Annotated in this window: 10 protein-coding genes; 8 read left to right on the top strand and 2 right to left on the bottom strand. The window is 54.4% G+C overall.

The genetic code is table 11. The features are described 5' to 3' along the window. Positions 1-101: 101 nt before the first annotated feature. From EDM57_RS14235 to clpP, 3 genes are read left to right on the top strand one after another with little or no spacing between them, the layout of a single operon-like run. Positions 102-695, top strand: a complete 594-nt coding sequence (locus tag EDM57_RS14235; RefSeq protein WP_122905403.1) for a winged helix-turn-helix domain-containing protein — start codon at positions 102-104, stop codon at positions 693-695. Then, positions 692-949 (top strand): hypothetical protein, encoded by a 258-nt coding sequence (locus EDM57_RS14240; protein WP_122905404.1) that lies wholly within the window; start codon positions 692-694, stop codon positions 947-949. The genes EDM57_RS14235 and EDM57_RS14240 overlap by 4 nt, the downstream gene beginning before the upstream one ends. A 42-nt stretch (positions 950-991) precedes the next feature. Further along, on the top strand, positions 992-1573 hold the full coding sequence (clpP, locus tag EDM57_RS14245) for an ATP-dependent Clp endopeptidase proteolytic subunit ClpP (protein ID WP_122905405.1): 582 nt from the start codon (positions 992-994) through the stop codon (positions 1571-1573). A gap of 92 nt (positions 1574-1665) precedes the next feature. Here clpP and EDM57_RS14250 read toward each other — a convergent pair whose 3' ends face one another. Continuing rightward, positions 1666-2904, bottom strand: coding sequence for an MFS transporter (locus tag EDM57_RS14250; RefSeq protein WP_246005815.1), 1239 nt, complete (start codon positions 2902-2904; stop codon positions 1666-1668). Between the two features lie 110 nt (positions 2905-3014). Between EDM57_RS14250 and EDM57_RS14255 the strand changes: the two genes are divergently transcribed. Both EDM57_RS14255 and EDM57_RS14260 read left to right on the top strand, forming a co-directional pair. Then, positions 3015-4847 carry an ABC transporter substrate-binding protein gene (locus tag EDM57_RS14255; protein WP_122905406.1) on the top strand — a complete coding sequence of 611 codons (1833 nt, stop codon included), beginning with the start codon at positions 3015-3017 and terminating at the stop codon, positions 4845-4847. Between the two features lie 254 nt (positions 4848-5101). Beyond that, complete coding sequence (locus EDM57_RS14260; RefSeq protein WP_122905407.1) at positions 5102-5536, top strand: metal-dependent hydrolase; 435 nt, start codon at positions 5102-5104, stop codon at positions 5534-5536. 54 nt (positions 5537-5590) lie between these two features. Here the strand turns inward: EDM57_RS14260 and EDM57_RS14265 are convergent, their stop codons facing one another. Next, positions 5591-7237, bottom strand: coding sequence for a DUF6583 family protein (locus tag EDM57_RS14265; protein WP_122905408.1), 1647 nt, complete (start codon positions 7235-7237; stop codon positions 5591-5593). A gap of 289 nt (positions 7238-7526) precedes the next feature. Between EDM57_RS14265 and EDM57_RS14270 the strand changes: the two genes are divergently transcribed. From EDM57_RS14270 to EDM57_RS14280, 3 genes are all read left to right on the top strand, one after another. Further along, the gene (locus tag EDM57_RS14270) at positions 7527-8447 is read left to right on the top strand and encodes a LysR family transcriptional regulator (RefSeq protein WP_122905409.1); all 921 of its coding nucleotides are present in this window, start codon (positions 7527-7529) and stop codon (positions 8445-8447) included. Between the two features lie 122 nt (positions 8448-8569). Then, positions 8570-9673 carry a citrate synthase/methylcitrate synthase gene (locus EDM57_RS14275; protein ID WP_122905410.1) on the top strand — a complete coding sequence of 368 codons (1104 nt, stop codon included), beginning with the start codon at positions 8570-8572 and terminating at the stop codon, positions 9671-9673. A gap of 354 nt (positions 9674-10027) precedes the next feature. After that, the gene (locus EDM57_RS14280; protein ID WP_122905411.1) at positions 10028-11056 is read left to right on the top strand and encodes an NADH:flavin oxidoreductase/NADH oxidase; all 1029 of its coding nucleotides are present in this window, start codon (positions 10028-10030) and stop codon (positions 11054-11056) included. The last annotated feature ends 86 nt before the right edge of the window (positions 11057-11142 follow it).

The following is an 11142-nucleotide window of genomic DNA, read 5'->3' on the forward strand; positions in this document are numbered from 1 at the left end:
ACTATGGCTTGACTCACACCGGGCTTGCCCAGCATTTGACAAATGGAACCTCACGTAATAAACTATTTTTACGTAAATGTTGAATGTCATGAGGTGTTGTTGTGGCCCACGAACAACTGGAAACGTATGTCGTCGAGACGCCGGAACAGGCGATGGCGCTGTTGAATCCGCTCAGGGCGGAGATTTTGAGCCGACTGGTGGAGCCTGCGTCAGCGGCGGAAGTAGCGCGTGCAATCAATGAGATTCCGCAGCGCGTCAATTATCATCTGAAGGCTTTGGAAAAAGTCGGGCTGGTCAGGCGGGTGGGAAGCCGGCAGGTTCGCAATCTGGTCGAGGTGCTGTATTTGGCAATCGCCCGAACCTACGTGCTCTCGGAAGGGCTGAACTGGGCGAACGAAACGGTACAGCAGATGAAGGACCAGGGCGCCTTGTCGCATCTGATCCATACGGCTGAGCGGATCAAGCGCGATGCCCTGCTCTTGCTGGAGCGTTCGGATCAGGAAAAAGAAATTCCGAGCGCCACGCTCGATACCACCATTCGTCTCGCCAGTGAGGAAGAGCGGAGCGCTTTTGTCGAGGAATACGTGCAACTGGTGAATCAGTTGGTCCAAAAGTATCAGACGAAAGCGCAGGGACAGGAAACGTATCAGGTCATTCTCGCGGTGTATCCAAAAGAAGGAGGCGAGCAGTCATGAAGACGGAAGCTACAGTAGCAGGCCAACAAAGACCGGTCGTCGTATGGGAAAGTCGGCCCGAATCCAAGAGGGGCAATGTCATTGTGCTGCCTGCAAGAGACGGCCGCAGTGGCGCAGTGGACGGAGAAGCCACTGTTACCGCGTGGACAGTGGGACCAGCTGACAACCCGGCTGTCGTCACGCAAGTCTCCTCCGGGTTTGGCAAAAGCAAAGCGGCTGCACCGCAGGCCAGCAGCATGAGGCTGGCCGCGTAATCCAACCATTTTGTCCACGAACAAATAAAAGGAGGGTTTGGCATGAATCTGATTCCGGTAGTGGTGGAGCAGACGAGTTATGGAGAGCGTTCGTACGATATTTACTCCCGCTTGCTGAAAGACCGCATCATTTTTGTGGGCAGCGCCATTGATGACCAGGTTGCGAATGCGGTTGTGGCCCAGTTGCTGTTTCTGGCGGCGGAAGACCCGAAAAAAGATATTCATCTGTACATCAACTCGCCCGGCGGCTCTGTAACTGCGGGAATGGCGATCATCGACACGATGCAATTCGTCGCCCCGGACGTATCCACCATTTGCACGGGAATGGCGGCCTCCATGGGAGCGATGCTGCTGGTGGCAGGAGCACCAGGCAAACGCTACGCCCTGCCAAACGCGGAAATCATGATTCATCAGCCGTGGGGCGGCAGCCAAGGGCAGGCGAGCGACATCAAGATCGCCGCAGAACGAATCCTCAGACACCGCAGCATGCTCTACTCGATCATTTCAGAGCGCACGGGCAAGCCAGTCGAGAAGATCGAACAGGACGCCGACCGCGACTACTTCATGTCGGCAGCCGAAGCGCTTGACTACGGCTTGATCGACAAGGTAATCCAAAAGCTGTAACGAAACGAAAAGATCACCAGGCATACCACGCATCCGCGGACGGCTCCGCGGGTGCTCTTTCTCTTTAGGCAAAAGCAGGAGGATCGCTGCGATCACGCCAGCCGCCACAAGGACAGCCTGCGGTAGAGGAAAAAAATCAGTGCATTGCCGACGGCTGCGGCGAGAAATACCGCCCACGGGCCGAACGATACCGTCATGAAGCCGGAGCCGTAGATGGAAAAGACGATGCCCAGCTTGAAAATGGAGCCGGTAATGCCGCTGATCCGCCCGATCAGATGGGCCGGGGTAGTCTCCTGGCGAAACGTCCAGATACAAACGCTATTAATGGTAGAAAAAAGCCCGGTGAGAAACAGCGACAGACAGAGCATCCACGTACTGCTGGCAAAAACCATGAGCAGGTAAGAGAAGCCGAGCAACAAAATCGTCGTACCCATCAGCTGCCCAATCGGAAAGCGCCGCCGCAGGGAAGCGACCAGCGAACTGCCAACAAGGCCGCCGATCCCGGCTGCGGATAGCACCAGCCCGAGCGTAGACGTGTCCAGATGCAAATGGTCTTTGGCGAAAAAAATAATCATCGCGTCATACATGCCGGAAGTCGCGTTGAGAAAAATGACGAGCAGGCTGATCCGCCACAGGGCCTGATTGCGAAAAAGCTCGATCCACCCGGCTTTCAGATCCTGCCAGAAGCCTGCCTTCTGGACCGGGGGAGCATCGGCCTTTTCCAGAAAGGAGATGGCCACAAGAGCCAGCAAATAAGCAATACCAGTAATCAAAAGACCCGCGTGCAGGCTGGCGAGCAGCAGGACAAAGCCGGTAATCGCAGGCCCCATGATCTCGATGAACGTGCTCATGAAGGAAAAGTGGGCATTTGCCGAAGTGAGCAGCGGAGTAGGGACAACCTGCTTGAGCATGCTGACCCGGGCATTGTGGAAGCCGTAGTGCATGGCCATCAGAAAAAATCCGGCCACGTAGTAGTGAACGACCTGGGCTTGTCCCGCTGCTGACAAGCCGTACAGTAAAAACAGCAGCACCATTTGCCCGAACACCATCCATTGTGACCAGCGCTTTTTGGAAAAGCGGTCGACCCATACGCCAATGAACATGGCGAGCAGCAGATTAGGCAAAAACTCGATGCTTTTCATCGTCGTCATCGCCACAGGTGACTGCGTCATGTCGTACAAAATAAGCGGCAAGGCGAGCTCGTACACTTTGCTGCCGCAAGCAAGCAAAGTGGAGCTGCAAAACAGGATGAGAAACGGCCGATTGCGCCAGATCGAGGCGTGCTGGGGCACTTTTGCATTGGCCAGCGTTTTTGTTTGGTTGACCAGCATGGAAATCCATCCCTCCTTTTTGTACTCCATTGTAGTTGGAAAAAGGGGAAGAAAAAGGGTAGAGTGATAGAAAAGAGAGTTCCCCTTTTAAAGAGAAGAGTGAGTGGACGATGCAGATTGTTTATCATTACTTGCGCTTGCGCCAGCATTTTCCCGACAGGCCGGAGGGCGAGGCGCTGGAGATTACGTTGAGCGAGCTGGCCGGGATTTTTTGCTGTACGGTTCGCAATGTCAAAAAAATTTTGAAGCAGTTTTTGGAGCATGGCTGGATTGAGTGGCTGCCGGGCCGGGGGCGCGGGCGAGGATCGCGGCTCGTCTTTGTGCGCAGTGTGGAGCAGATCGTCGTTCCGCTCGCCAAGGCGCATATCCGGCGCGGTGATCTGGAACGGGCTATGCAGCTTCTCCATGAATCCCCGCTCTCTGCAAGCGGGCGGGAACGCTTTTTCAACTGGCTTTCCGGTCAGTTTGGCTTTCGCAGTCAGACGGTGGAACAGCGCACGCTGGATACGTTGCGCATGTCCTTTTACCGGACGATCCCTTTTCTCGACCCGGCGTTTGTCAACAGACGGACGGAATCGCACATGGTCAGGCAAATTTTCGATACGCTCATCCGGTACGACGAGAAGCAAAACACGTACAAGCCGCACGTGGCCCATTACTGGGAGACGAATGAGGACGGGACGAGCTGGACCTTTTATTTGCGAAAAGGGGTGTTGTTTCATCACGGGCGCGAGCTTACGGCTCACGATGTGATCTGGACGCTGCAGCGGGTAGCTGATCCACGGACGAAATCGCCGTATCGGTGGATGATGCAGGATGTCGTGCGAATGACTGCGCTGCGGGACACCGTACTGCAAATCGAGCTGCGACGGCCAAACCGTTTGCTGCCCGCCTATTTGGCCTCGGATCGGCTGTCCATCGTTCCTTGGGACGTGGTGCAGCAAAAAGGGGAAGCGTACAGCCGTCTGCCCGTCGGAAGCGGGCCTTTCCGTCTCGTGACAAATGATGAGCAGATGTTCGTGTTGGAGGCATTTCCAAATTATTTTCTCGGGAGGGCTCATCTGGACCGGGTGGAAATCTGGGTGGTGCCGCAATTCGACAAGCGCAGCGAAGAGTTTTTTGCCGCAGCCAAAGAGGTGCACTTCCAGACAGCGTGGAACATGCCGAAGCCGCTGGGCAGATGGCAGGAGCTAAAGCAGGTGGAGCGGGGAGCAGCTTATCTCGCCTTTAACCTGAATCGGCAAGGACCGCAGCAAATTCCCGCTTTCCGCCAGGCGCTTGATCGCATTCTTTCGCGCAGGCAAATGATCGCGGAACTGGGGTGGAACCGCTATGGGCGTGCTTTCAGTTTTTTTCCAGAAGTCGCGGGATTGGAGTCTGCGGCAGCCGAGGGGAGCAGTGCGGAAAAACGGGCCGTCGTCATGCAGAGCGGATACTGTGGCGAGTGTCTGAAGCTGTATACGTACGCGGGAGCGGGAAACGAAAACAACGCAGAGTGGGTCCAGCGGCATTTGGCGGAGTGCGGCGTCGTTGTCGAGGTAACGGTCGTGCCAGTCGAAGAGTTGAAAAAGCCGGACGTGTTGCGGCAAGCCGATCTCGTTTTGGCGGGGGAAGTTTTTGATGAACAGTGGATTTTGGGCATGGTCGAGTTTTTTCGTTCGGATCACAGCTTTGTGCGCCAACTGTGGAGTCCTGCCTTGCGCGAGCAAATCGACCGCGAGCTGGATCAGTTGATGATGGAGCAGTCCGGGGAGTGCCAGCAAAGGAGGCTGCGCGCTATCGAGCTATTGCTCGGGCAGCACTCGGCTCTCTTGTACCTGTACCATACGCGGCAGCATTCGGTCTACAACTCGGCGCTTGCCGGTGTTTCGTTAAATGCGCTCGGCCAGGCCAACTACAAAGACATCTGGTTCAAACAGGAGCATGCTGCAGGCGCTGATTGACGGAGCACTCATGTGCGCGGGCATAAAAAAGAGGAGGTGTATTGGCCAGTTCCTCCTGCTTCGATTATAACACAAAGCGGGGGGAAATCCGAGACTGTCCGCGAGGCGGCAATTGCGCTAAGATAGGGTTTCTGGAACCGAGTCGGCATGACGGCGATCATCATTGAAGGAGAGCGACTCGATCCGCAAAGCTTTTCACACCCATTGGGCAAAAGCGAACGAGAACATCTTGGAAAGTCGGTGTAAAACAGCAAATGACGTGGAAGACACACATGCTTCTGGGCGCAATCGCGGGCTACTGGGCGTACCCATCCTGGGAGGGCAGCGTGATTGGAGCGACGATGGCGCTGGTGCCGGATATCGATCAGGCGCGGAGCAAGCTGGGGCATCTTTTCGGCCCCTTTTCGAAAATGCTGCAAAGAGGACTGGGCCACCGGACGATCACCCACTCCTGGGTCATCCTGCTGCTGCCTGCCTTTTTTTGGGGCGATACGCCAGCGGGCTGGGCTGCTTTCTGTGGATTGCTGTCGCATCTGGCAAGCGATATGCTGGTGGGGCGGATTCAGCTTTTTTGGCCGCTGCGGACAGGGTGGATCGGCCTGCCGTTGCCAAAGACGCTCTATCGCACGGTCGACTGGCTCGTTTTTTACGTGGCGATCGGATATATCGTCTACACGGGATATTGGTAAAGAAAAAGACCCCTGCGTTGGAACAGGGGTCTTTGCCTATCACAGGTGCGATGCTTACGGCTGCATGAATTGCTGCACCAGTTCGGCGTTTTCCATCATGAATTTTTGGGCTGCGGTTCCTGCTTCCTGCTGGATTTCCATCATTTGCTCCTCTGTGAGGTTTGCGAGGTTGACAGAATTGTCCGCAGTCATTGCCGGAATCTCCAGCGCTTTTCCGAATTCCTGCTTGGATTTCAGCTTCAGGCTGAATCCTTTTGGCATGTCAGGGAGCGGATTGTCGAAGTTGACTTTCACGCTGCTATCAGAGTCGCGGCCGTTATCTGTTTTCGTTTCGGAAAAGGTGATGTTTCCGTTCAGAGCCATTGGCTGGTTGTATTTATCCGCCATGACCAGGGCGAAATCGTACTTGCCGCTTGATTTTTGGCCTTCCTTCACAGATTCAATTGTGGAAGTCAGATCAAAAGTAGGCTGTTCGTTGTTTTTTACCAACAGGCTCAGCTTGCCGTTTGTTTTGCCGTTTTGCTCGGTCGCCTTGAACGCGTAGGACACTTCGCCGTCTGCCGGGTCCTCCGGATTGTGGAGGGCGTAGCGATAGAGGCTGTCTGCGCCTTTTTGGTAAGTGATGCTGCTGAAGAACGGTTGCTCTTGCTTGTTGTCATTTCCGGTAAACATCAGCTTGCGCGACAGGATTTGGTGATCGCCGTCCACGAGCACGACCATTTTCAGTTGCTCCTTGCTGTCTGTGGCGGAGTCTTTGATTTCTTTCAACAGGTTGTCGAAGCTTTGTTCGTAGTTTTTCTTGAATTCTTCCTTGGAGATTTCTTCTACTTTATAGCCGCTGTCCGCCAGCAATGTCGCAACGTTGTGGTAGCGGGTGTAGATCAAGTCAAACAGCTTCTCGTCCGCCTTTGCTTTTTCGGCGAGCTTCGTTGCGAGGGCTTTCGCTTCTTCTTGTGTAAAGGTCACGGTGATTTCACGTGCGTTTTCCTGGAAGCCTTCCTCGGAGAAGGACACGCCCTTGTTCAGAGTCACCTGGCTGTCCTGGATCGAATCCGCGTAAATCAGCGCGTAAGGTGCCAGGACGCTTTTCACTTCATCCTGGCTGATTTGAACGGCCTTCATCAGGTCGCGATACGTCAGGAAGCGCTTCGGCAGCTCTTGGCCAAACTTTTCTTTGAACACATCGCGGTCTTTCAGGTCCATATAGCCATACTTGGAGTAAAATTCAGGCAAACGAAAACCGAGCTGTGTATCGTTCAGGAAAAATTCCATGGTAGCCAGCTTTTTGTCCTTGAGATGGACTTCGAGGTTGCCTTGCTGCTGATTTTTTTGCTCGTCGATGTTGCTTTGCACGACGATTTTTGCACTCTTCAACAGTTCAAGCACCTTCTGGGCTTGCGGGTCTGTGAGTGCCGCATCTACTGTAATGTCAGACAGCTCCGTTGTGGAGTGTACAGGTTTTTCCAGATAAGGCTTCATGTAGTCCTCGTATTCCCCATAAGCCTTGGAGATGTCAGATGAGAACTTCAACATGCTCTCTGCTTCGGATTGCAGATAAATGGTTTTTGGGCTTTTGAACAGGTCGAATTTGGCGTAGGCCGTTCCGAGCCCGCCCAAAACAACGACTGCAGCCGCTCCGGCAATCAATAGCGGTTTTTTCAAGCTTTTACGTGGCGGGTTCACGCTTGTTGTGGTTTCCATGAGTTCCTCCCCTTTTTGACTCTCTCTCTTTTAAGGTGCGAATGGCAAATGGTTTTTCGCACTCAATTTCGTATTGTACCATAAGGAGGAGGTTTGAAAGTGATTTCCAGTAAAATATTGCAAAAATGAGGAAGAAAGACCCAAAAATACAGGGGGTCTGTTAACTATTTTCTCGCTGAGGCCGATTTGTCAGATGATTTCTTTCTTTTCCCGCGTGAATCGACGAAAATGGATAGTACAAGCTGCTTTTTGTGCGAAAGAGACAAGGGATGGATAGGAGGAGAATCGCGTGGACTTTCGCGTGCTGCAAACGTTTCTGGTGGCGGCTACGACTGAAAATTTTCACCAGACCGCTGAGGCGTTGTTTATTGCCCAGCCCACTGTCAGCCAACATATCCGGCAATTGGAAAAGGAGCTGGGGATCAAGCTGTTTGAACGGGTCGGCAAACGGGTTCGGCTGACGGAAGCAGGCAAGCGCTACCTGCCGCATGCAAAAGGGCTTTTGGAACAGTGGCATCACAGCATGGAGGATTTGCAGGCGTGGCGCCAAGGATACCGGGCAAAGCTCCAGGTGGCTGTCTCGCCGATCATTGCCCGTGCCCGCTTCTCTCATTTGCTCCATCGTTTTACCAAGCTGTACCCTGATGTGGACATCTCGATCAAAATTGCCGACTCGGTCGATATTGGCCCGCTCGTGCAGAGTGGCCAGGCAGACCTGGGACTGACCCGGATGGTGCCCGGGGAGCTGCAACTGGACACGTACATGCTGTACGAAGATCCGGTTGTATTTGCGGTCCCGCACAACGGCGGAGACATGGACGCGCCGCTGCCCGATTGGGAGCAGGAGGTGCAGTCCAACCGTTTGCTGACGCACAATCACCCGGGCTACTGGGACGATCTGCTTTTGCTTTTGCGCCAGAGGGGACTGGCCTTGCGCACGATGGCTGTCTCGCAGGTGGACATTACCAAACGCTTCATCGAAGACGGGCTTGGCGTCTCATTTTTGCCGCGTTCGGCTGTGAGTCGGGATTTGTTCGAAAATCGCTTTATCGAGCTGCCGACGCCCGGACTCGTTTTGCCAAAGGTCGCCTCCTACCTGCTCGTGCCCAAAGCCGGCATCAGCGAGCCTGCGAAGCACTTCATGGAGATTTTGCAGGCGCTGTATCCGCCGATGCCGCAAGTAATGCCGGGTAGCAAAGGAGCGCCATAGCCTGGGCTGCGGTTATAACAAACGATTACGAAATGTGATTAATATTGATTTTTAATTCTATTTATCTTTCAAAGCGGTTCCCGATATACTGAAAGAAAAAGGATCAAAAAGGAGTGGCGATCATGGCAAAACACCATCCTTTGGCTATCGGTCTGGAGGGAATCGCGGTAGCAGAAACAGACCTGAGTCTGGTCGATGGCATAAACGGATTGCTTGTATACCGTGGGCATTGGGCACGCGATCTCGCAATTCATCACACATTTGAAGAAGTTGCGCACCTGCTCTGGTTCGGACATTTGCCAAGCGAGCAGGAGCTTGCCGAATTGAAGAACAAGCTCAAAGCAAACCGCGAATTGCCGGAACATGTAAAAAGCATCCTGAAGCTGATTCCGGCCGATGTCGATATGATGAGCGTGCTGCGTACCGGTGTTTCCGCTTTGGGCAGCTCTGCCCACGGCTTCCCGACGACGATGGATGAGGTTATTTCCCTTGTGGCGAAAATGCCGACGATTGTCGCGTACCGCTTCGCCTGTCTGGAAGGCCGTGAGCCGCTCGATCCGAATCCGGAGCTGGATCACACGGCAAACTACCTGTACATGCTAAAAGGCGAAAAGCCGAATCCTGCCCATGCGCGCGCGCTCGATGCCTATCTGATTTTGACGCAGGAGCACGGCATGAATGCTTCTACCTTTGCAGGACGCGTCGTCAGCTCTACAGAGTCTGACCTGATCTCCGCCATTACGGCAGCCATTGGCACCTTGAAAGGCCCTCTGCACGGCGGCGCTCCATCCGAAGTGACCGAGATGATCGAAGCAATCGGCACGAAGGAAAACGCCGAGCCGTGGCTGCGCAACAGGCTGGAAAACGGCGGCCGCCTGATGGGCTTCGGACACCGCGTCTACAAGACAGTCGACCCGCGGGCAACGGCCTTGCGCGTCGTCGCTTCCGAACTGTCTGCCAACGACCCGTGGTTTGATCTGGCGACACACGTGGAAAAGGTCGGCCTGCAACTGCTGGAAGAATACAAGCCAGGCCGCAAGCTCAATACAAACGTAGAGTTCTTCGCCGCAGCCGTCATGCGTGCAGTAGGGCTGGACGACAACCTGTTCACACCGACATTCGCCGTCAGCCGCGCGGTTGGCTGGACCGCTCATATTATGGAACAGGCAGCGAAAAACCGGATCATCCGTCCACAATCGAATTACATCGGCACCATGCCGGAATAATAGAGAAGGCGTCTTGTCTTTGGTTATGGAGAAAAGCTATCCGTTAGGGCGGGTGGCTTTTTTGCTGCTGAAAGAAGTGTGGGGCAAACTGGGAGCTGTGGCAGACCAGGCAGGGCTTGTGTTCCGAGCTTTCCTCGCCTCACCAAAAGCTCCGATAAACGGGCATTTTAAAACAGATCCTACCGCCGAACTCCATCAATCTCGTCTAATCCCACGTCCCAACAAAGACACAGACAAAGCAAAACCTGCTAACCTTTTTCAACCGCCCACAAGCCAATCCCCAAAGTGCAACCAAAGCTTGCAGACCATGCTAACTTTTGGCATGATAATGAAAAAAAGTAAGGAGTGGAACAAATGGCTTTGTTGTCTACCCCGTTTCAGTTCAAAGGATTGACCCTGAAAAATCGTGTAGTCATGCCGCCAATGTGCCAGTACTCCGTGGAAGCGCAGGACGGTACGCCGACAGACTGGCACTTCGTTCATTACGTGTCCCGCGCAGTAGGAGGCACAGGCCTCATCATCGTTGAGATGACAGACGTAGAGCCGGACGGCCGCATTTCCAACTACGACCTTGGGCTGTGGTCCGACGAGCAGATTCCGGCGTACAAGCGCATCGTCTCAGAAGTCCACAAGTACGGCGCGAAAATCGGCATCCAAATCGGGCACGCTGGCCGCAAAGCGGAAGACGCGGAAGTTCCCGTATCCGCATCTGCAATTGCTTTTCCAGGCTCCCGCTACAAAACCCCGCGGGCTCTGACAACAGAAGAAGTCAAAGCGATGGTCGTCAAGTTTAAGGAAGCGGCAAGACGCGCGGTGGAAGCAGGCATGGACACAATCGAGATTCACGGCGCACACGGCTACCTGATCCACCAGTTCCACTCCCCATTTACAAACGTGCGGGAAGATGAGTACGGACGCGACAAAGCTCTGTTTGGCGTGGAAATCATTTCCGCCATCAAGGAAGTGATTCCAGAAGACATGCCGCTCATCATGCGCATCTCTGCCGTGGAATACGTGGATGGCGGTTACGGGCTGGACTACAGCACCGAGCTGTGCCGCAGGTACAAGGAAGCAGGCGTGGACATTTTCCATCTGTCGAGTGGCGGAGAGGGCCCAATCGGCTCCGGCGGACGTCCGGGAATCCATCCTGGCTATCAGCTTCCGTATGCACGGGCGATCAAGCAGGCACTGAACGTTCCCGTCATCGCGGTAGGGAACCTCGACGATCCGAAGCTGGCGGAAGCGTCGCTTGGCAACGGCGACACCGATCTGGTCGCAGTAGGACGCGGCATGCTGCGCGATCCTTACTGGGCCCTGCATGCGATCCAAGAGCTGTCGGCGGACGAAGTCCAACCGCCGAAGCAGTATGTGCGTGCATTCTAATTGCATTTTTTGGTAAGTAGGAGGGGCAACCTTCCATGCCGCGCTATGGCGGACATGGGGGAAGCCCCTTTTTTGTGTAAAAGTTT

Origin of the sequence: Brevibacillus gelatini (assembly GCF_003710935.1) — a bacterium.
GTDB lineage: Bacteria > Bacillota > Bacilli > Brevibacillales > Brevibacillaceae > Brevibacillus > Brevibacillus gelatini.